The 20,846-nt window shown below is 55.9% G+C and carries 17 protein-coding genes; 11 read left to right on the top strand and 6 right to left on the bottom strand.

Going from position 1 to position 20,846, the window contains the following annotated elements; genetic code table 11:
- The first annotated feature begins 52 nt into the window (after positions 1-52).
- The 6 genes from G340_RS0102905 (at position 53) to G340_RS0102930 (ending at position 6,838) form a co-directional block, all read left to right on the top strand.
- Positions 53-1,111: an ABC transporter substrate-binding protein gene (locus G340_RS0102905; RefSeq protein WP_020072159.1), complete on the top strand. Its 1,059-nt coding sequence runs from the start codon at positions 53-55 to the stop codon at positions 1,109-1,111.
- 134 nt (positions 1,112-1,245) lie between these two features.
- Positions 1,246-2,118, top strand: coding sequence for an ABC transporter permease (locus G340_RS0102910; protein ID WP_020072160.1), 873 nt, complete (start codon positions 1,246-1,248; stop codon positions 2,116-2,118).
- Positions 2,119-2,137: 19 nt separating this feature from the next.
- Positions 2,138-2,956, top strand: coding sequence for an ABC transporter ATP-binding protein (locus G340_RS0102915; RefSeq protein ID WP_020072161.1), 819 nt, complete (start codon positions 2,138-2,140; stop codon positions 2,954-2,956).
- A gap of 24 nt (positions 2,957-2,980) precedes the next feature.
- Positions 2,981-3,565 carry a HutD/Ves family protein gene (locus G340_RS17185; protein WP_020072162.1) on the top strand — a complete coding sequence of 195 codons (585 nt, stop codon included), beginning with the start codon at positions 2,981-2,983 and terminating at the stop codon, positions 3,563-3,565.
- The gene (locus G340_RS0102925) at positions 3,555-4,436 is read left to right on the top strand and encodes a MurR/RpiR family transcriptional regulator (protein WP_027103832.1); all 882 of its coding nucleotides are present in this window, start codon (positions 3,555-3,557) and stop codon (positions 4,434-4,436) included. Before G340_RS17185 ends, G340_RS0102925 begins: the two co-directional genes overlap by 11 nt.
- Positions 4,437-4,672: 236 nt before the next feature.
- The gene (locus G340_RS0102930) at positions 4,673-6,838 is read left to right on the top strand and encodes a Tex family protein (RefSeq protein WP_020072164.1); all 2,166 of its coding nucleotides are present in this window, start codon (positions 4,673-4,675) and stop codon (positions 6,836-6,838) included.
- Positions 6,839-7,139: 301 nt separating this feature from the next.
- Here the strand turns inward: G340_RS0102930 and G340_RS0102935 are convergent, their stop codons facing one another.
- The 4 genes from G340_RS0102935 to G340_RS0102950 form a co-directional block, all read right to left on the bottom strand.
- The gene (locus G340_RS0102935; RefSeq protein WP_020072165.1) at positions 7,140-8,036 is read right to left on the bottom strand and encodes a ribokinase; all 897 of its coding nucleotides are present in this window, start codon (positions 8,034-8,036) and stop codon (positions 7,140-7,142) included.
- A 201-nt stretch (positions 8,037-8,237) separates the two neighbouring features.
- Positions 8,238-8,555, bottom strand: coding sequence for a DUF4387 domain-containing protein (locus tag G340_RS0102940; protein ID WP_020072166.1), 318 nt, complete (start codon positions 8,553-8,555; stop codon positions 8,238-8,240).
- A complete protein-coding gene (locus G340_RS0102945; protein ID WP_020072167.1) occupies positions 8,552-9,928 on the bottom strand; it encodes an acyclic terpene utilization AtuA family protein in 1,377 nt (458 codons plus the stop codon). Before G340_RS0102945 ends, G340_RS0102940 begins: the two co-directional genes overlap by 4 nt.
- 2 nt (positions 9,929-9,930) lie before the next feature.
- The gene (locus G340_RS0102950) at positions 9,931-12,033 is read right to left on the bottom strand and encodes an ADP-ribosylglycohydrolase family protein (protein ID WP_020072168.1); all 2,103 of its coding nucleotides are present in this window, start codon (positions 12,031-12,033) and stop codon (positions 9,931-9,933) included.
- Positions 12,034-12,356: 323 nt separating this feature from the next.
- On the opposite strand from G340_RS0102950, the gene G340_RS0102955 reads away from it, so the two are divergent.
- The 5 genes from G340_RS0102955 to G340_RS0102980 all read left to right on the top strand — a co-directional run bounded on the left by G340_RS0102955 (position 12,357) and on the right by G340_RS0102980 (position 18,239).
- Complete coding sequence (locus G340_RS0102955; protein ID WP_020072169.1) at positions 12,357-13,364, top strand: LacI family DNA-binding transcriptional regulator; 1,008 nt, start codon at positions 12,357-12,359, stop codon at positions 13,362-13,364.
- 417 nt (positions 13,365-13,781) lie between these two features.
- Positions 13,782-14,717 (top strand): ABC transporter permease, encoded by a 936-nt coding sequence (locus G340_RS0102965; protein WP_020072171.1) that lies wholly within the window; start codon positions 13,782-13,784, stop codon positions 14,715-14,717.
- A gap of 26 nt (positions 14,718-14,743) precedes the next feature.
- Entirely contained in the window at positions 14,744-15,649 is a 906-nt protein-coding gene (locus G340_RS0102970; protein ID WP_242841427.1) for a carbohydrate ABC transporter permease, read from the top strand.
- Between the two features lie 51 nt (positions 15,650-15,700).
- Positions 15,701-17,224, top strand: a complete 1,524-nt coding sequence (locus G340_RS0102975; protein WP_020072173.1) for an extracellular solute-binding protein — start codon at positions 15,701-15,703, stop codon at positions 17,222-17,224.
- 28 nt (positions 17,225-17,252) lie between these two features.
- Positions 17,253-18,239, top strand: a complete 987-nt coding sequence (locus tag G340_RS0102980; protein ID WP_020072174.1) for an ADP-ribosylglycohydrolase family protein — start codon at positions 17,253-17,255, stop codon at positions 18,237-18,239.
- Between the two features lie 207 nt (positions 18,240-18,446).
- Here G340_RS0102980 and G340_RS0102985 read toward each other — a convergent pair whose 3' ends face one another.
- The gene (locus tag G340_RS0102985) at positions 18,447-19,340 is read right to left on the bottom strand and encodes a hypothetical protein (protein WP_020072175.1); all 894 of its coding nucleotides are present in this window, start codon (positions 19,338-19,340) and stop codon (positions 18,447-18,449) included.
- Positions 19,337-20,797: an FAD-dependent oxidoreductase gene (locus G340_RS0102990; protein WP_027103834.1), complete on the bottom strand. Its 1,461-nt coding sequence runs from the start codon at positions 20,795-20,797 to the stop codon at positions 19,337-19,339. The genes G340_RS0102985 and G340_RS0102990 overlap by 4 nt, the downstream gene beginning before the upstream one ends.
- Between the last annotated feature and the right edge of the window lie 49 nt (positions 20,798-20,846).

The following is a 20,846-nucleotide window of genomic DNA, read 5'->3' on the forward strand; positions in this document are numbered from 1 at the left end:
AAGCACAACACATGCGAAAATGAAATTGAGACAGGATGAAGGAGAATCTACTATGAGAAAAGCATCTGCAAAAATTATTTCTCTGGCTCTAGCCGCCGCCATGAGCACTTCGCTTCTGGCCGGCTGTTCCGGCGGCAGCACAAGCAAGGCCCCGGCGGAAAGCGGCGCCGCCTCGCAGAGCGCGGCATCCGGCGGCGTTTACGACGGTACCGTCACGCTGGCGCATTCCAGCTGGATCGGCTTCTACCCGCTTGATCTGGCTGTGGAAAAAGGGTTCTTTAAAAATCACGGCGCAGACGTAAAGGTAGAAATCATCGAAAGCAAATCCGACAGCAAAAGTGCTCTTGCCGCCGGCAAAATTCAGGGCATTGCCACCTCGCTGGATACCAACATCATGAGCGCCGCCAGCGGAATCGACCTGCAGGTGGTTCTGGCGCTCGACACCTCCTCCGGCGGCGACGGCCTGGTTGCGAAAAAAGAGTTTAAAAGCTTTGAGGATCTGAAGGGCAAGACCATCGCGCTCGACACAACCGGGGGCGCGAGCTTCTTCTGGTTCAACTACCTGCTCAAGGAAAAGAACCTGTCCATGAGCGACTTTGACGTGCAGTCCATGGGCTCCGGCGACGCGGGCGCCGCGTTTGCCGCCGGCAAGGTGGACGCCGCCATGACCTGGCAGCCCTGGCTCGACAACGCAAAGAAAACCACCTTCGGCCAGGTACTGCTCTCCAGCAGCGAATATCCCGGCGTTATTGTGGACGCTCTCGGCCTGAGCACCGATTTCGTCCAGAAATACCCCGAGACAACGCAGGCCATCATCGACGGCTGGAACGACGCGATCGATTACATGAAGAGCAACCCGGACGACGCGTATAAAATCATGAGCGTACCCGCGGGCATGAAACCGGACGCCCTGAAAGCCGCCTGCGAAACAGAGGTTCAGTTCTACGACAAGGCCGGCAACAAGAGCTATTTTGGAACCGCGGAAAACAAGGGCGACATTTACAAAATTTCTGAATTTGCCGCACAGCTTTGGGTCGACACCAAAATGGTAAGCAGCAAAGCAGATATTGATAAGGTACTGAATTCCACCTTTGTGAACGCCGCCAAATAACAGGCAGGACAATCGAAATAAAACCCATCCTTCTCTGGGGAGAGCGCTCCGCTCTCCCCAGGAGATGTTGTTATTTGGAGCAAAGTGTGCCGCAGGGAACGGCAGACGGCGCCCTGACGAAAGGAGCTCGTGCTATGGCAGAAAAAACGACGGCGGTTCCCGCCGCGGCCCTGACCACAAAATCCGCAAAACGAGAAACGGGGAACAAATCGATGTTTGGCGATAAAATAACAGCAGCCTTTCAGCCAAAAGGGAAAATCAAACAAAATACCGCCATGATTCTCGGCATTGTGGCCTTTCTTCTCATTTTGATTTTATGGAGCGGCCTGAGCTACGGAAAAATGGTCGATCCGCTCTTTTTACCCACCCCTACCGCCACTCTTCAGGCAAGCCTGCAGCTGTTTGGCAGCGGCTTCTGGACGGACATCGGCATGACGGTGTTCCGCGTAATGACCGGATTTGTCATCGCGGCGGTCGTGGCGATTCCTCTGGGGGTGCTCATCGGAACCTACGCGCCGATCTCGGCCTTTTTTGAGCCGGTGTTTTCGTTCGTGCGCTATATGCCGGCCTCGGCCTTCATTCCTCTGTTCATCTTCTGGATCGGCATCGGCGAAAGCGAGAAGGTCGCCATCATCATTCTGGGCAGCCTGCCGCAGCTGGTTCTGATGACCGCAACCAACATCCGCAACGTGCATTCCTCGCTGATCGAGGTTTCGTACACGCTTGGCACCAACCGCAAAAACGTGCTGTGGAAGGTCATCCTCCCCAAGGCGATGCCGGATATTACCGACACGCTGCGCATCGTGCTCGGCTGGGCCTGGACGTACGTGATCGTGGCCGAAATGGTGGGCGCGTCCTCCGGCATCGGCTTTAAGATTCTGCAGGCGCAGCGCACCGTGGACGTGGGAAAAATCTTTGTGGGGATTCTGATTCTTGGCCTGATCGGCCTGATGATCGATAACCTGCTGCTGTTCCTGAACAAAAAGCTGTACCCGTGGAACGAATGACAGAAAGAGAGGGATTGTTATGCAGACAGCGGTAATGGAAACCACCGCCAAGCGCCCACATCAGGGGCTTGAAATCAAGAACGTCTCAAAGCTGTTTCAGAGCGAGAAAGGCCCGGTAAAGGCTCTCGATGGAATTAACCTCCACGTGCGCTCCAAGGAATTTTTAACCCTGCTGGGAACCTCGGGCTGCGGTAAATCCACGCTGCTGCGCATCATTGGCGGGCTCGAAACCGCCAGCAGCGGCACCATCAGCTATAAGCAGCAGGAGCTCAGGGGCGCGGGCTCGGACAGAGGCATGGTGTTCCAGAATTACACCCTCTTCCCGTGGCTGACCGTTCTGGAAAACATCGAATTCGGATTAAAGCAGAAAAACGTGCCCGCAAAGGAGCGCCGGGAAATCGCGGAAAAATATGTGGACCTGGTCGCGCTGCGCGGCTTTGAATCGCTGTACCCCAAATCGCTTTCCGGCGGCATGAAGCAGAGGGTGGCAATTGCCAGAGCGCTGGCCAACGACCCCGATATTCTCCTGCTGGACGAACCGTTCGGCGCGCTGGATATGCAGACCCGCGAGCTGATGCAGGAGCTGCTGCTGAATGTATGGCAGCAGTCCCCGAAAACGATCATTATGGTCACACATGATATCGACGAGGCGATTCTTTTGGCAGACCGCGTGGTGGTCATGTCCGCAAGGCCCGGCCGGGTCAGAGAGATCATCGACGTGGGGCTTGAGCGACCCCGCGATCACCACACCCGCCTGACGCAGGAGTTTTTGCAGTATAAGGAGCGCGCCTCCGAACTGATCCGCGAAGAAAGCCTGCGCCTGATGAACGCGATCTGATCCCTTCAGAAAAGAGGTGCCGTTTTGATTCAGCTGATTCCGCGCGCGCGGCAAAAAACGACGAAATGGTCGGGAGGGGAAACCTCTGAGCTGTTTATTGATCCGCCGCAGGCTTCGTTAGCGGCACAGGATTTTCTCTTTCGGATCAGCACCGCCTCGGTTGCCTGCGGTGCCAGTGAGTTTACCCTGTTCCCGCAAAAGCAGCGAATTCTTCTTTTGCTGGAGGGGGACATCACGCTGACCTTTCGCGAGGGAGAAAGCATCCGCCTGAAGCCGATGCAGAGCGCCGCGTTTTCCGGCGCGTGGCATACCCAGAGCCGGGGAACCGGGAGGAATCTCAACCTGATCCTCTTGCCGTCTGCCAAAGGGTCTGTTAAAGTGATAAAGCTCCGCCCCGGAAAAGTGTGGCGTTTTTCGCCGCAAACCCGCTTTACCGGGCTGTATTTCCCGTTCGGTTCGGCACACGTGACCGCCGGGGATTCCGGCTATTCCATACAAAAAAGAGATTTCTTGTTGATTTCCAATCCTGCAGAAGGTATGATATTTGATGTGGATACGCTCTGCGAGCAGTATCTGATCATGACGGGAGTGGAGCTTGATGACCAATAGAAGGGCAGCCTTGCAGACAGAACCGATTCAATTTTTAATTGCCAAGCTGTCTGCCGCGGCAAAGGAATCTGCCACTTACGAAAAACTGGCTTATTATATAGAAAAGAATTATATGCGCGTCATTTTTATGACCGCCGTCGATGTGGCGCTGGACGCCAAGGTGAGCCAGGGCAGTGTTTCGCGTTTCTGCATGGCGCTCGGCTATAACGGCTATAATGAGTTTCAGCGCGAGCTGCAGAAAAGCGTCAGCGAAAAGATAACCGGACCCCAACGGCTGAATTATGTACTGAAGGATCGGCACAGCGCGGTCGGCGACATTCTCTCGAGCGAAGTGAATAATTTAGTGGAGCTGGAAGCTTCCATCGGCGGCCCCGCCTATGAAGCTCTGGTGAATATGGTGGCAAACGCGCGGGATTTGATACTGCTGTCGTCCAGAATGTCCGCCACCCTGCTGCCCTATATGCAGTATATTTTGAACAAGCTGCGCAACAATGTCTACACGGTAACGCCGGAAACCCCGGCGTGGAATACGCTGGAATACCGCGACCCCAAGGATACAGGGATCGTTCTGCCGATTTTCCCCCGTTATCCGGATGCTTTGCTGAAAAAAGCGCGGGCGCTCAAAAACGGCGGCTTTCGGATCATTGCCGTTACGGACAGCCTGCTCTCCCCCATCTGCCAGATCGCGGACGAAACCAATGTGGTTCCCATCACTGTGGCTTCGCTGTTCGACATTTACAGCACCCCCATGGTTTTTATGAACCTTGTCTTTCGGGACGCGGCCAAAAAGATTCCCGATGTAAACGCGCGGCTGGAGCAGATCGAGCTTCAGGAAAAAAGCTCCGGCGTTTATCATATCTCCGGCCGCTGAAAATCAATCAGACTATTCCGGGCATGACGGTCGTCAGACTGTCATGCCCTTCTTGTTGTAAGAACGCTCCGTTTATGGCTTTTCTGCCCAGTCGGAAAGCTCATTCGGCCAGATTCCCGAAGAAAGATGCATTGTCTGACCAGCAGCCGTTTATTTTTCTGTGAAATTTCAGCCGTTCTATGGTAAAATAGCCTTATCAATACGAAGCAAATGAAACAGCAGGAAGAGGGAAATGTATGGATATGATCGCGGAGCTGTCAAAGGAATTCCGCCTGAACCAGCAGCATGTGGGGAACATCATTACACTGATCGACGACGGGAATACCATTCCGTTTATTGCGCGGTACCGCAAGGAAATGACCGGCTCCTGCGACGACCAGGTTCTGCGCGAGCTGTCGGACCGCCTGCAATACCTGCGGAACCTGGAAAAGCGCAAGGAAGAAATTTTAGAGAGCATCGCGGCGCAGGGCAAAATGACCGACGCGCTTTTCCTCGCCGTTCAAAGCGCGAAAACACTCGCGGAAGCGGAGGATTTATACCGGCCTTACCGCCCCAAGCGCCGCACCCGGGCCACCATCGCGCAGGAAAAGGGCCTGCGCCCTCTGGCCGACCTGATCATGGCGCAAACACAGCGCGGTACCACACTGGAAAAGCTTGCCGCTCCCTATGTCAATCTGGAAAAGGGTGTGGAATTCTGGGAGGATGCGGTGCAGGGCGCGCAGGATATTCTGGCCGAGGAGATTTCAGACGACGCGGAGATGCGAAAAAAGCTGCGTCAGATCATACGAAGGGACGGGCTTGTGGTATCCCGCGCCGTTCAGGAAAACCCGGTGTATGAAATGTACGCCGAATATTCCGAGCCCGTCAGTAAAATACCGAGCCACCGGATTCTGGCGATTGACCGCGGAGAAAAGGAAGAATGCCTGAAAGTAAAGCTGGAGCTGAACGATGTGCCCGCGCTTGCGGCCTTGTGCGATCGGTTTGTAAAACTTGGCAGCGTCACCTCTGCCTGCGTCAAAGGGGCCGCGGAGGATTCCTGGAAACGCCTGATTCTCCCCTCCCTTGAGCGAGAAATCCGGAACGAATTGACGCAGCGGGCGGCCAAGCAGGCGATCTCGATGTTTGCCCTGAATTTAAAGCCCCTTCTGCTCCAGCCCCCGGTGAAGGACAAGGTGATCATGGGCTTTGACCCCGCCTACCGCACGGGCTGCAAGATCGCGGTGGTGGACGCGACCGGCAAGGTGCTGGACACCACCGTGGTGTACCCCACCCCACCCCACAAAAAGGTAGAAGAAGCAAAGCGGGAGCTCAAGCGCCTGATTGTCAAGCACGGCGTCACAATCATTTCGATCGGGAACGGCACCGCCTCCAAGGAATCCGAAATCTTTGTGGCAGAGCTCCTGCGTGAGCTGGAAACGCCGGTCAGCTATATGGTCGTCAGCGAGGCCGGAGCCTCGGTGTATTCGGCGTCAAAACTGGCCGCCGCGGAGTTCCCCGAGTTCGACGTTTCCCTGCGCAGCGCGGTCTCGATTGCGCGCAGGCTGCAGGACCCCCTGGCGGAGCTGGTAAAAATCGACCCCAAAGCCATCGGGATCGGCCAGTACCAGCACGACATGCCGCCCGCCGAGCTGGACAGCGCCCTGGAGGGCGTGGTGGAAAGCTGCGTCAACAGCGTGGGGGTCGATTTGAATACGGCGTCCGTCTCACTTTTGACTCACATTTCGGGCCTGAACGAAACGGTCGCCAAAAATGTGGTCGCCTACCGGGACGACAACGGGCCGTTCCAGAACCGCAGCCAGCTGAAAAAGGTTGCGCGGCTCGGGCCGAAGGCCTACGAGCAGTGCGCGGGCTTTCTGCGGATTCCGCGGGGAAAGAATATTCTGGACAACACCTCTGTCCACCCGGAATCGTACGATGCCGTCACAAAGCTTTTGGAGCTGCTCGGGAGGAAGCCCTCCGACCTGACAATGCAGGGAGTGGGCACGGTGTCGCAGCAGATTGAGAAGATCGGCTGGCAGAAGGCTGCCGCAGCCTGCGGCGTCGGCATTCCCACGCTGACCGACATCGTCGCCGAGCTGCAAAAGCCGGGACGCGATATCCGCGACGAGCTCCCCCCGCCGCTGCTGCGAACGGATATCATGAGCCTGTCTGACCTGAAAGCCGGGATGGAGCTGACCGGCACGGTGAGAAACGTCACCGATTTCGGCGCGTTTGTCGACATCGGCGTGCATCAGGACGGGCTGGTACACATTTCGCAGATGTCGGATCATTTTATCAAGCACCCGTCCGATCTGGTGAAGGTCGGTGATGTGGTACAGGTTACGGTGCTCAGTGTGGAGGAAGCGAAAAAGCGCATCTCCCTGACAATGAAGCGCACGGAAGCACAAAAAGCAAAGGCGTGAGTTTCGTTTGATCATACGTTTTCTAACTTTATTCCGGATGCGAAAAATCAGATAGAACTGATAAAAAGGCGTATCGAGCCGATGCTTGAGGTCTGTGAATCCTAGCACCAGACCATTTTTTTAAAATATCCAGAACAATTAAAATCGCATGGCCGGCAAACCGAAATACGGCTGCCGGCCATGCGATTGATTCTATATTTGATTTATTTGAGGAGGCATATTCAGGCCTTCACATCCCGTGAAAGCATAGGACAATCCGATTCTCAAATTCCTTGATAACACAAAACGCCAGTCATTCGGCTTATGTTATGCAGGATAGCTTGGCGCTGAGCACCTCCTCCCGCCATGGGATGGAGGGAATGGCTCCCTTGCGGGAAACCGCCAGAGAGGACGCGATGGACGCAAGCCGCAGGCATTCCTGCGGGGAATCACCCCTTGCGACCCCGGAGAAGAAATAGCCGGTAAAGGTATCCCCCGCCGCTGTGGTGTCCACCACGGGAACGTTGTAAATACCGTGGTAAAAGCGCTGCCTGCCAGCCTGATACACCGCTCCGGCTTTCCCTAAGGTTAAAACGGTGTGAACCTGCGGGTACCGCTTTTGAATCTGCTCGAGTACGGCATCGGGATCACGCTCGCCTGTGATCTGGCTGCCCTCAACCTCGTTCATCATCAGCCAGTGTACCTTGTGAAGATCACATCGCTTCACCGCATCGTCGTACGGGGAAGGGTTCAGCGCGATTTTCATCTTTCGCTGTGCCGCACGTTCGATGAGATAATCGAGCAGGTTGATCTCATTTTGGAGAAGCAGCAGATCGCCCGCTCCAAAATGAGAGAGCACTTCGTCGACATACGCTTTCTCATTTCTCCGGTTGGCCCCGCCGAACAGAACAATGCTGTTCTGCCCTTTGCCGCTCACCTGAATGATCGCGTTGCCGCTGCGTTCCTCCACAGTACGGATCAGGGAGAAATCCACATGATTTTCTTCGCAGGTCTTGCGGAGCATTCCACCGTCTTCCCCCAGCATTCCCGCATGGAACACCGTGGCGCCGCCCCGGGCCATCGCAACCGACTGGTTCAGGCCTTTCCCGCCGGGGTAGACATTCAGCTGCGTGGAGGAGATCGTTTCGCCGGGGGCGACGATGTGATCTACGGAATAAACATAATCAATATTGAGCGAACCAAAGTTCAGGATTTTCATTCGATTTCCTCCTTTCTTTCCAGCAAAGCACTGTTTTATCATCAATTCACTTTAGTATGGGCCAATGCAGCTGCCAAGGTCTATTCCCCGCCTGCGGTGGAGAAAGAGACCAATGATTGCTTTAAAGCCTTTGTTACTGTGCGGCGTTTCTTTCTTTTCGCTTCATTTCCTAGAAAGACGCAGCCGGTAAGCCGACAGATCTTATATCTCTACCAGCAGCTCCATCAGCGGGGCGTGCTGCTGCGCGCCGTATACGTCTCTGTCAAAGCTGGTGCCGGATGAAATCCGGCGGGCAAACGTGATCTTGAACCCGAGCGCCGGGTCAAAAAACACGATGTTGGTGATCAGGCTTTCGGGAATGTGATACAGCTCTGCCACCAGCGCACGGTTGATGACACCGCTTTCTTTGATCTTCCGGTAGATTTGTTCGTCGTCGAACAGGCAGTCCAGCGTCATTTCAAAGGGCCCGCTGTTTTTGGAGCGCAGCACCTTCGCGCATTCATACAGCCGCTTTTTCATTGCGCGCCGCCCCCTTTCCATTCTTCCACAGGGAACATCTCTTCCCCGTCCCGCACATCCATCAGGTGGTACAGAGAAAATTCGTATACCCTGCCGAAGGGCACGTCGCTCGGCGCAAACGGAAACGCCAGATTCCCCGCCGTGGATTTGCGGCCCTCGTACCCGTAATGCAGAAACGTAGAGCGCACCGTGGAGCAGATGGTATCGGCCAGCTCCTGCGTTTTGGCGATTACCTCGAACACCACGCCCACCTCATGCGGAAGGTCGCGGCAGGGCTCCATCTCGCCCATCACGCCGTTGATGCCGTAATTGATAAAGTTGATTTGGTACTCGCTTTCGTTTACATCGCTGTAATAGTCGCGCACCTGTGCTTTTACCTTATCCTGCACCTCTTCCAGCCGGCCGATCAAAAGCGGGTCGCGGATACCGGCCACGACAAAGGTGCGAAACGCAACCGGCATGGCCCCTTCCAGCTTGATGCGGTAGGGATTGGTTTTCTCGATTCGGCTGCCGGTAACAAAAACGCTTCGCCCATCCTCGAGCTCGGTAAAGGTGCAGTGCTCCAGATTCAGCACAATGCCGGGGCCGTGCAGAAGATAGGGATGATCTTTTTCGTAAAAGGTATGGGCCGCAACCGAGGTTTTTGTGCACACCCGGTCTTTCGATAATGGAGTGACGATAAAGCCATCCTCACGGATGACGCCGAGCATGCAGTCCTTGGTGGTGCCGGGCTGTGCGCACAGCGCCGCGCATTCCAGAATTTTGCCCGCGTGGTAGCCGTAGGCCAAATCGAACCCGTGGAACACGGCAACGGCGGCAAAGGGCGAGGGATCGTAGGCGCGGCCGCAGACGATGATGTCCGCCCCCTGCTCCAGCGCCCGCACAATCGGCTCATGGCCCATTTGCGCCACGATGCCCGTTGTTTTCTCAATGCGCTCCGGGGTGAGCTCGCCCACGGTCAGGCCCAGCGGGTCGATCTTCCCCTCGCTCAGGCGCTGCTTGACGACCTCTTTCTCTATATCGGCCCAAATGACGGTGAGCTTCAGATGCCGGAGCTCGTGCTCCTTTAATATTTCCTCTATGATCGAAAGCGTCCACTCCACGTGAACGCGGCCTCCCGCCCCACCGGCGGAACCGATCACCACCGGAATCTTCGCCCTGGCGCCGTTCGTGATCATAATTTCCAAATCCTTTTTGCAGGCACGGCGGCTGACGATTGCCACCCCGGCCCCAAGCTTATGGGGGCCGGCGTCCGTGCTGCCCGCATCCACCACAATCGCGTCGGGATTCATTGCCATCCCGTTCAGAAAAGAGCTTTCCGGAAATCCATACCCGAGGATTCCGCAGGGGGAAAGCAGCCTGAGCTCTTTCATGTTTATTCCTCCTTTACGGTGAAATCTCCAAAGGCGGTGCGGCCGATGCTCAGCGAACCACAGCCGAACATGCCGTATTCATAGGAATCGTCTTTGGCGGAAAGCATCTCTTTCCCGTCGACCAAAAGGGTGATCGTATCGCCAACGGCTTTGAGCGAGAGCTCATAAGCCTGCTCCTGCTCCCACCCGAACGCGGCGCTGCCGAGCTCGCGGTAGCCAAAATCATTTTTGTACAGCTTCACGGTTCCGTCCGCGGCGAGACCTCCGGCGTAGCCGCGCATCGCGCCCTGCGCGCGGATGGTAAGCAGGTGGCTGTCGCCGTTGAGCGGCGTAACCGGGGCCGTAACGGTGTAATCCGCCGCGTAGTAATTGCCCGCGTAGGCAAAGGCCGGCTCGCAGCGCATCAAAAGCAGCCGGCTGCCCTCCAGATCCCACGCGCCGTGGTCGAACGAGAAGGGCGTCACGCAGCCAAACTCCGTTTTCTGCTTCGCGAGGGCAATGCGGTACTCGCTCTTCCCGGTAATCGAGAAATCATCCAGATACAGCATTCCGAGTGTTTTGGATTTTGCCGGGGAGTAGCCTTCGATCACGATACCGACCTCATCGACCATATCGCCGTCGGTATCCGGAATCCGGAAGGAAACCTCCAGCCATTTGCCCTGCTGAAGCTTGATGTAGCCCTGCAGATGATCCTTTTTATCGCTGGTGGTGCGCACGTAAGGCGCGATGCCGATGGTCTCCCAGCCGTTCCACTGGTCCAAATACAGCTTCATGGAAACGATCTGGCCCGGGTAGGCGGTCGGCGTGAAAACAGGGCTGTACCGCTCATCTGAAAAATCGTCGCGGCGGTAGAACGGCTTGTAAAACAGCTTGCACTGGTGGCCGCGCTCCATGCGGTCCACCAGCACCTTCAAAGAGCCGGTGCCGCTTGCCGCCTGCTCGGTGGAATGCCAGGTGCGGCAGAAGAACGGGTCGGACACGCGCATGTTGTGCGTGGAGCCGGGCAGCTCAAAATCGAAATGAACCTCGCCCTGACGATAGGAATCGCTGATTTCGGCGGGCATCTCTTCCCCTGCAATACGGTAGCCCAAAGCGGCGACCTCTTTGCAGTAGGTGGGGACATCCAGAATATTCAGGTAACCGGAAATACCGGAAAGCACAAGACCGTCATTGATCGGGCCGCGGTAGCGCTCCGGCAGCCCATCGATGCCGCACGCCACGCCCAGCACAGTGCCGACGTTCCCGGCGTTGCAGTCGGTATCCCACCCGCACATGGTGGCAATCTCCACCGTGCGCGCAAAATTCCCCTGCCCATACGCCATTGCTAGGATGCACACACCGGCGTTCGGAATGATATGGCATACTCCGCCGTATTTGTCGTAGCCCCAGTCGTCCACCAGCATCTGGTGGCAGGCCCGCCAGTCCTCCGGGTGCTCTGCGTGGAAACGCAGTACCGCGTCGGCAACCCGTCGGTACAGGGAGTCCTCCGGGATTTCCGCAAACCCGGCGCTCATGATCTCGTTGATGTCGCTGGTTTCAAATGCCTTTGCAATTGCGGCGCAGAAGAAGCGCGCCCCGTAAACGCCCTCACCGTCGTGAGAAACGCTGGCCGCCGCCGCGCCGTACTCCGCCGCGCGGTGCGGCTCGCAGGGGTTGACCAGACCCCATGTATCAATAAAGATCTGCCCGCCAATCTGCTCGGCAATCGTCTTGCCGTTCTGCTGGATCGAGCCGGAGCGCGGAGCGGGAATGCCCGCCTTCAGGTTCAGGTACGCGGTGTGCTCGGTGCTGCGGCCATAGCCGCCCCACCAGAACATGCCCACGCCTTCGCGCGCATAATTCAGCCAAGCTCTGGCCACATCCTGCGGTTCCAACGGACGGTCAGCCGCGTCATCGTACAGCGCTCTTAAAAAATAAACAGGGCCGTTTACATCGTCGTCGGCTGCGAAATTTTTAAAGTCCTTTACATAGTCCGTAATCTCTCCATATGTATTTCGGATGCGCTCATAGGTCCAAATGGTCGGTTCCACCGGAGCGCCGAGCCGAATGCCGATGTTCATTCCCAAAAATCCGGAATAAACCTTTTCGAGATAATCCTTGATCATTTTGTAGCCTCCCAATCGTTTCACTTATTGACGGCAATGCCGCTAGAAAAGCCGTTGTTTTTACACAGACTCCCTTTGCAAGCGGATGCATTTTAAGAAACCGGTTACTCAGTATTATACTCATTCTTTTGTCGCTTTTCAAGAGGCGTTATCCATAAAAATACGATAATTCTATGGTTATTGTCCTTAAATTTCTGTGGGAATCGGGAATAAAAAAGAAACCGCTTGCTTTTTGTTTCTCAGTTTGTTTATAATAGGACAAAAGAAAGTTGCAGGCGCAGCGCGTTTGAGGCGCCTGGATTCGGCCGTTTGGAGGGAAAAGCATGCAGAAGTACAGTATTGCGGATATTGCGGCGATTTGCGGAGTTTCAAAAGCGACTGTTTCGCGTGTGATCAACAACAAAGCCACCGGCGTGGGGGAAGAAACCAAAAAGCGGGTACTTACCACCATAAAAGAGCTCAACTACCGCCCCAACACCCTGGCCCGCAGCGTAGCCACCTCCTGCTCAGGCGTGATCGGGGTGGTGGTTCCGGATATTCTGAATCATTTTTTCCCCGCCCAGGTGCGCGGGATCAGCGATGTACTGGACAAAAACGGGTACTCCATGTATTTTGGCAATTCCGATTTTGACCCGGAAAAAGAAAAGCACCATTTGTTATCGATGGTGGACCGCCGGGTGGACGGCATCATCCTTTGCTCCGGCGTGTCGAACGACACGTTTTTGGCGCAGTTTTCCAAATACAATATTCCCCTTGTGCTGATGGGGCGCAATTTTGATCACCACGTGTGCGACGCCAGCATCGCCAGCGACAGTGAATACGGCGCCACGCAGGCCATGCGCCAGCTGCTGTCCACCGGGAATCGCCGCATTTTGTATATGGACGGCAACGCGGGCGTTTCCGGCGCCGTTCAGCGGCACCGGGCCTATGAGCAGGTGTTGAAAGAAGCCGGGATTCCGATAGATGAACGGCTCGTTCATTTCGGGGATTTCTCCGCGCACTTCGGGCAGGAAACAGTGACCCGGCTGCTGCGGGAAGGGCTCGATTTCACTGCCGTTTTCTCCGGCAGCGATATGATCGCCATCGGCGCGCTGAAAGCGCTGAAGGAGGCTGGCAGGCATGTGCCGGGAGAAGTTGAGGTAATCGGTTTCGACGGAATCGAAATCTCCGAAACCTACGACCCGGCACTCTCCACCGTACTGAAACCCAGACGGGAAGCGGCCGAGCAGGCCGCCACCATGCTGATTTCGATTATCAATGGTACGATCGGCAGCATGCGTCACATGACCATTCAGCCCACTTTGGTTCTTCGGGAAACAACCAGAAGGTAACCGGTTCCTGATAAAACAACTTCTCACAGCGGATCTAATTATCAATTTACTGACACCTATTTGTCTATTGATGTAAATTGTATATTAAATTCGCTGTATTTTTGTGCAATAAAATGATTGAACCTGCAAAATAAACCTTGTATAATGAAGTCCATGAGATAAACCGGTTTCCTAAATCGCTTTTCCATATCATTCTTCCCTTTTGCCTTTGATGATATGGGTCTGCGGCAGAAGCAGCGGCGTACGATTCTCTTTCCCTGTTTTATGAAAGATCGGTCTTGTTTGTAAATGCAAGACGCCGAACCTTTTGAGAAAGAAGAGGCAAAGCGGCTCGTTTTCCAAAGGGAATCGCTGCACCGATTTTACAGGCGACTCCGGTATGACATTCTGCGATTGATGGTTAAAGGAGGTTCCCTTATGAACGACCGACTGCTGTCGGCGCCCCGTCGTGATCGATGGAAAGCGGCTTTCAAGCAGATGCGCACCGACAAAATTTTGTATGTGCTGATCGCGCCCACGATTCTTTATTTTATTATTTTTCGTGTGTGGCCAATCTGGAACATGCGCATGGCTTTCTTCAATTACAAAGCAAGAGGCCCCTGGGAATGGGCGGGACTGAAATATTTTCATATGGTGTTCAGCACGTCGGCATTCGCCGATATTCTGAAAAACACACTGATCATCAGCTTTATGAAATACATACTGTTATTCCCCTTCTTCGTTCTGTTCGCGATTCTGCTCAACGAAATCCGCAGCCGCCGGGCGCGCAATGCCATTCAGGCGGTGTCTTACCTGCCCCACCTGTTGTCTTGGGTCGTAATCGCGGGCATCTGGATTTCGTTCCTCAACCCGTCCAGCGGCGCGGTAAATCAGGTGCTGGGCTGGTTCGGCGCCGGGCCTTACGATTTTATGACGAGCAAGGGCGCAATTCGCTGGGTGCTCTTCTTTTCAGAAGCGTGGCGCAGCCTTGGCTGGGATTCGATCATTTTCTTTACGGCGATCATCAATATCAGCCCCGACTTGTTTGAAGCCGCAGACATGGACGGCGCAAACCGTGCGCAGGTCATCCGCGCAATCATTCTGCCGGCTTTGGTCATCCCCATGACCACCGTGTTCATCCTGAATCTGGGGTTCTTTATGACGGCGGGCTTTGATCAGGTATTTAACTTTACCAATCCGGCGGTCAACAGCGTGGTGGATATTCTGGATACCTACATTTACCGCCTGGGCCTCGATAACGGCCAATACTCGCTGGCCTGCGCGGTCAGCCTGATCAAGGGCGGAGTAGGGCTGATTCTGGTACTGCTGACCCACGTCACGTCAAAGCGCCTGACCGGGCAGGGCGTTTGGTAACACCCGAACGCGCATTTCAGTTGGAGGTGTCTGTATTGAAACAAGCAAAGCTGCGTAAAAAATTCCGCGTTGGTCAGCTGATTTTGATCCTCATTATGGGCCTGTTTATCCTGACCATTCTGATCCCGCTGCTGCATATCGTCGCAAAGTCTCTCTCCGACCCCGCTCAGTCCGCCCAGATGAAGGGGTTGGAGATTCTTCCGCGGGGGTTCAGCTTCATCAACTATCAGATCATTATGAGCAACCCGGTGCTGGTGCCGTCCCTGATTACCTCCGTGTTTATCACCGTGGTGGGCACCGCGCTGAACATGCTGCTGACCATTTCGGCAGCCTATGTGCTGACCCGCCCGAATCTGGTGGGCAAACGGGCCTTTATGGTTTTCTTCATCATCATGATGCTGTTCGACCCCGGCCTGGTTCCGGAATATTTCGTGGTAAAGGATCTGGGCCTGATCGGCAGCCGCTGGTCTGTGATTCTGGCTTTGGCCGTCAACGTCTATTACCTGATCATCATGATGCGCTATTTTGAGGAAATTCCCCCCTCGATTTACGAGGCCGCCAAAATCGACGGCGCGGGCCATATCCGCACCCTTTTTTCCATCGCGACTCCCCTGTGCCGCTCCGGCATCGCAACGCTCACCATGTTTTACGCCGTCGTCCGCTGGAACGAATACCTGCGCTCCGGCGTGTACATCAGCAAGCTCAAAGACAGCGTGCTGCAGGTGGTTCTGCGAAAGTTTTTGGTGGAGGGCGATACCACCACGCTGATCGGCGCGCAGAATCTGCTCAACTACAACGAGCTGGCCAAGATTGACTATACGGCATTGTCCTATGCAGTCATTGTCATCGCAATCATTCCAATCCTCGTATTATTCCCTCTGGTACTGAAGTACTACACGAAAGACGTGATGGCAGGGGGGGTGAAAGGCTGATCTTTTCAGCGTTCTAACCGGGAATCAAGAACAATCATTAGGAGGAGAATCATGAAAAAGAGTATTGCGCTTATATTGGCCATGACAATGGCAGCTACAGCCTTTACCGGCTGCGGAAGCTCAGCAAACACGGCGTCCGGCACCGCCTCCGAACCGCAGTCGGCGCCCACGGGCAGCGGCCCCTGGCCGGAAATCGGCAGCAAGGACGCTCCCGTAACGGTGAAGGCTCTGATCAAGGACGTTCTGCCCACAGAGGAAGATGTGATCGCCATGTGCGACGCCGTCGAAAAGAAAATGGCAGGCCACGGGCAGTACATCGATCTTCAGTTCGTCGAGCCCCCGGCCGGTTCTTACGCCACCGCTCTGCCGCTCGCGATGCGCACCGGCGACATCGACGCGGACATCATCTATTTTCAGGGCGGCGGAGATTTGGCCATCTCTCAGGAGGGGCTGCTGGAGGATTTGACCCCGTACATCGAAGGCTCCACCTATGTCAAGGAGCTGATGCTGCCCGTCAACCAGGCCCGCATGAAAAACTACCCGTACCTGCTGTGGCTGGCCCCGGCGCGCACCTATGTTCCGGTGATGAGAAAGGATTTGACAGAGAAGCTCGACAGCTATGACGCCCTCGTCAAAGACCCCACCATCGACCATTACCACGCTCTGTTTACCGAGATGAAAGCAAAGGGCCTTGTGCAGTACGCAATTACCGCCGACGACTCGAACAACGCGGGTGAAGGCAACATGCGCCGTCTCAACGCCTTCTTCAATCAGGCGTTCGGCGTGAGCGCCACTCTGGTAAAGGAAAACGGCCGCTGGGCTTTCTCCCGAGCGACCGAAGCGGAAAAGAAGAAGCTGGAATTCTATGCCGCCCTGTACAAAGAGGGCCTGCTGGACCCGGAATACCTGACCAACACCTGGGATGTGCTGGAGCAGAAATTCTATGAGGGCAAGGCCGGCGTCATCTCCGGCACAATAGGCGACGTCATTCAGATTTACAACAACAAGATGTCCTCGACCACCGGCAGCGACCTTGTGGTTCTCCCCCCTGCAAAGGGCGTGGCGCAGGGCTTTCAGGCGGTTGACGTCACCAAGGAGGAGCGCGGCTTCGGCATCAACATTGACAGCAAGAACAAGGCTGCCGCATGGGCCTTCCTTGAATTTATGGCCAGCCCCGAGGGCCGCATCATCGACAAGTGCGGCATCGAGGGCAAGCACTACAACGTTGAAAACGGCAAGATCGTCTTTACCGACAAATACCCCGAGTGGTGGTCGCGCATTTGGGTGACCACGAACAAGTTCAACCCCGACCCGCCTCTGGCGCGGCCGGTTTACACCGAGGCGGCCCAGAGCTCTCTCGATTTGGCAAACCAGTACTACGTAGAAGATGTCAACGTGCTGATCCCCGAAGAGCTGGCGCCGCAGTGGGATGCCATGAAATCTTTGTACGACGAGTATTCCGCCGATATCATTCGCGGAACCAAGCCGATTTCTGCCTTTGACGAATTCGTGGCGAAATGGAATCAGGCCGGGGGCGACAAATTTGCGGAATACCTGAAGGAAAAGCTCGGCTAAAGGAATACTGACAAGTGATGGAGGATTTATGATAACAAGATCTGAACTGGCCGGCAACCCGGCCAAAGCGTTTGACAAAGCATACGGGGCTCTTTCGGGCCTTGCAATCGGCGATTCGCTGGGAGATGCCGCACGCAAACCGGAAAATCGTGCCAATTACGGTATCACTACCGACTTTAACAAGGGTGCTTCCTGGAGCACAGACGATACGGAGTTCGCACTGCTTACCGCAAAGACCCTCATCGGCTGCGGCGGGAACCTGACCAGCGACATTGTGGTGCAGGCCTGGCTGGAGGATGTGGCAGTGCAGGACGAATTTAAACGTGGCGGCGCCAGTGAGATTGAAGCGGCCAATAACCTGCGCAAGGGAATCCGTCCACCGCTTTCAGGAAAATACAACGCGTTTCACATGAGCGACGGCTCTGCCATGCGGATTGGCCCGGTGGGCATCATCTGCGCGGGCGACCCGGAGCGCGCCGCCGCAATGGCGGAAATCGACGCTTCGGTCAGCCATTACCGCGACGGCATCTGGGGCGCGCAGGCTGTGGCCGTGGCGGTATCTATGGCGATGGCGGACGCGAGCATGGAAGAAATTTTCGACGCGATCATGAAGGTGATCCCCGAGGAATCCTGGTTCTACCACGCGATGAACCGCGCCTTCGAGATTGTGGATAACGCGAACGGTTCCATTCTGGACGCCTGGATGCCGCTGCACGACGAGCTTTACACCAGCAGCTGGGCCACGACGGCCGAGGCTCTCCCCTCCGCCTTCGCATGCCTGCGCATGCGAAACGAAACCTTCCGCGAGGGCGTTGTGCTGGCCGCCAATTTTGCCCGCGATGCGGACACAATCGGCGCGGTGGCCGGGGCCATTCTGGGCGCGAAATACGGCGCCTCTTCCATACCGGCTCATTGGGTGGAGAAAACGCGGTATCCCACCGGCACCTGCCTGCAGTTTACCAAAGGGCTGGACATTAAAGAAATGGCCGGTGAGCTCGCCAAACTGATTGATTGAGAAGAGCCTCTGATTCCCTGACATAACCAAAGAGTGATTTCCAAAAGGGCCGGCGTCATCTTGAAATGAACCGCCTAATACGGACAATGACAAAAAGAACCTCCTGTCGTAAAACAGAAACTACGATAGGAGGTTTTGTTTTGCCCAGAGAAAAAAGAACACCGGATATTAAAGCGACGCCGCTCTATCCTCTCTTTTCGGCTGCCGTTATGGGGCGGCACGTTCTTCCCAATTGCTCTCGAAGCTGGCCTGATCGCTGACAAAATCGATCCGGAACCGGCTTCCCTTAGAGCAGGTATACCGCACCGTGCAGGCGGCGCTCTCGTGAATCAGCCGGATCATGCCGCCGTTCTGCGGCGCACGCAGAGGCTGCGCGCGGCTTTTGAGAAGCTGAATTTTCAGCTGCAAATCGCCCTGCCGGAGCAAAATCGTATCCTCACTGAGATACAGCAGTCTCGCGCCGCAGTACGTGGCGATCCGGTATTCTTTTCCGTTCAGGTACACAAAGCCGGTGCAGCCCGTAAAGCACATCCCGCCCCACGGCACGTCCGCCGCCGAAAGCATGATGCTGTTCCGCCCCCACGCGCAGTGCGTCCACAGGTAACGCCTGGGGAAGGACACGCCGCGGTCGCCTTCGAGATAACCCGTTCCGTTTTCAAATACATATTCCCTGCCGTTGATGGAAAGGGAACCGTCCACCTGATGAAACAGGCTGAAAACGCTGTGGCGGCACTCCATCATCGGCAAACAGCAAAACGGCCCCATGATGTCGCAGGCGGGCGGCGTCAGAGGCCCAAACCAAAGTACCCCGCGCAGAATGCAGTCCTGCGTTTGCACGTCGAGCCCGATCCCCTGTTCTGAAAACAGGCATTTGCCCAGCCGAACCGGCAGCTCTTTTTGCGACGCCTCGTGCGCCTGCGGCGGAAAGTCCACGTGGAACACCCGATCGTTTGTAATCACCTGAAGCGACGCCGAGCAGTTCCCGCAGTCATCCGTGTGGAATGCCGGGATCAGCGCGACGGTGTCGGTGCCGTTCTGCTGCTTGAAATACCATCCCTTAAAATACCCGTGCGGTTTTTGAAAACCGCCTGCCGCTTTCATGTGGGAATCTCCTCCAGATCGGTCTGGGCAGGGCCTTCAAGCAGGCCGCCCTTTGCGTCAAAGCGGGAGCCGTGGCAGGGGCAATCCCAGCTTTTTTCATCGGGATTCCATTCCAGCTGGCAGCCGAGATGCGGGCACTTGATCGAAACCGCCGTCACATCCCCCTGCTCCTCCTTATAGGCGCCCGCCTTTCTCCCGTCGGCAATCACCATGCCGCCGTGGCCGTCCGGCAGCGTCTGCGGCTCGGCCGCGTCCGCATCCGGCAGCGAAAACGTCTGCTTGGCAAGGCCCTTCACGGCCTGCCCCATTCCGGAGAGAAAATTTTTCGCCGAAGCGCTCGGCGTAAAGCGCGCCGGCGAAAACACCGGTGCAAACGGATTTTCAACCCCTGCAATCTGCTCGGAGAGCAGAATGGCGGAAACCATACTGCTAGTCATCCCCCATTTGCCAAAACCGGTGGCAACATACCAATTCGGTGTGGAGGAAGAAAACTGCCCGATGTACGGGACGCTGTCCAGCGTCATGCAGTCCTGCGCGGACCAATGGGCCAGCTCTTTGCTTTGCGGATAAAACAAAGCGGCCACTTCGCGCAGCATGTCGTATTTTCCCCCGGTCTTATTCTCGCCCGTGCGGTGATCTCCCCCGCCCAGCAACAGGGCATCCCCATAGTTGCGCATCGAAAGACCCTTTTCCCCAATGCCGAGGTACATGCCGTCGAGCTCCGCAGCGTTCCGCAGCGCCAGCGCATAGCTGCGCTCCTGATACATGCGCATAAAGTAATAGCCCGGCGCGTTGACAAACGGAAAGTGCGACGCAAAAACGATATGCTCCGCCGTTACGGTGCCGCGGTCGGTCACGACGTTTTTCCCCTCCACCGACAGAGCCTTGGTTTTCTCATACACTGTAAGGGGTTCTGAAATCGCCTGTAAAAACTTCAGCGGGTGGAACTGTGCCTGCCCGCCGAACTTGATCGCCCCCGCAACCTCAAAGGGAAGGGTGGTCTTTCTCGTCAGCTCCGCGCGGATTCCCGCCCTGCAGGCATACTCCACCTCCATCTCCAGAGCGGGAATATCCTCCCGATCGACGGAGTACAGGTAAGCGGGGCGCTCCTCAAACTGGCAGTCAATCTGCTCCTGCGCAATCATCTGCCGGTAGCGCCCGATGGCCTGCTGGTTGGCGGAGGCATACTGCTTCGCCTCCTCCTCGCTGAAATTCTGAAACAGCTTTGTGTAGATCAGATTGTGCTGAGAAGTAATTTTCGCCGTGGTATTCTGTGTCTGTCCGCTCCCGATCCGGTTTGCCTCGAGCACGACGGATTCGATCCCCTTCTGCCGCAGCAGGCAGGCGGTTAAAATCCCCGCAAGGCCGCCGCCGATGACGGCGACGGGCACTGTGATATCCCCGGAAAGGGCCGGGCGTTCCCGAAAATCGGATGTTTCTCTCCAAATGGACTGCATAAAGCTCACCTCACGGATAGGCTGTGCAAAAATATGGAAAATAATCATC

Source organism: Faecalispora sporosphaeroides DSM 1294 (genome assembly GCA_000383295.1).
GTDB classification, from domain to species: domain Bacteria; phylum Bacillota; class Clostridia; order Oscillospirales; family Acutalibacteraceae; genus Faecalispora; species Faecalispora sporosphaeroides.

Excerpts from the sequence above, each read along its gene's own strand:
- G340_RS0102905 (WP_020072159.1), top strand. The coding sequence starts at position 53 with ATGAGAAAAGCATCTGCAAAAATTATTTCTCTGGCTCTAGCCGCCGCC.
- G340_RS0102910 (WP_020072160.1), top strand. The coding sequence starts at position 1,246 with ATGGCAGAAAAAACGACGGCGGTTCCCGCCGCGGCCCTGACCACAAAA.
- G340_RS0102915 (WP_020072161.1), top strand. The coding sequence starts at position 2,138 with ATGCAGACAGCGGTAATGGAAACCACCGCCAAGCGCCCACATCAGGGG.
- G340_RS0102925 (WP_027103832.1), top strand. The coding sequence starts at position 3,555 with ATGACCAATAGAAGGGCAGCCTTGCAGACAGAACCGATTCAATTTTTA.
- G340_RS0102930 (WP_020072164.1), top strand. The coding sequence starts at position 4,673 with ATGGATATGATCGCGGAGCTGTCAAAGGAATTCCGCCTGAACCAGCAG.
- G340_RS0102935 (WP_020072165.1), bottom strand. The coding sequence starts at position 8,036 with ATGAAAATCCTGAACTTTGGTTCGCTCAATATTGATTATGTTTATTCC.
- G340_RS0102940 (WP_020072166.1), bottom strand. The coding sequence starts at position 8,555 with ATGAAAAAGCGGCTGTATGAATGCGCGAAGGTGCTGCGCTCCAAAAAC.
- G340_RS0102945 (WP_020072167.1), bottom strand. The coding sequence starts at position 9,928 with ATGAAAGAGCTCAGGCTGCTTTCCCCCTGCGGAATCCTCGGGTATGGA.
- G340_RS0102950 (WP_020072168.1), bottom strand. The coding sequence starts at position 12,033 with ATGATCAAGGATTATCTCGAAAAGGTTTATTCCGGATTTTTGGGAATG.
- G340_RS0102955 (WP_020072169.1), top strand. The coding sequence starts at position 12,357 with ATGCAGAAGTACAGTATTGCGGATATTGCGGCGATTTGCGGAGTTTCA.
- G340_RS0102965 (WP_020072171.1), top strand. The coding sequence starts at position 13,782 with ATGAACGACCGACTGCTGTCGGCGCCCCGTCGTGATCGATGGAAAGCG.
- G340_RS0102975 (WP_020072173.1), top strand. The coding sequence starts at position 15,701 with ATGAAAAAGAGTATTGCGCTTATATTGGCCATGACAATGGCAGCTACA.
- G340_RS0102980 (WP_020072174.1), top strand. The coding sequence starts at position 17,253 with ATGATAACAAGATCTGAACTGGCCGGCAACCCGGCCAAAGCGTTTGAC.
- G340_RS0102985 (WP_020072175.1), bottom strand. The coding sequence starts at position 19,340 with ATGAAAGCGGCAGGCGGTTTTCAAAAACCGCACGGGTATTTTAAGGGA.
- G340_RS0102990 (WP_027103834.1), bottom strand. The coding sequence starts at position 20,797 with ATGCAGTCCATTTGGAGAGAAACATCCGATTTTCGGGAACGCCCGGCC.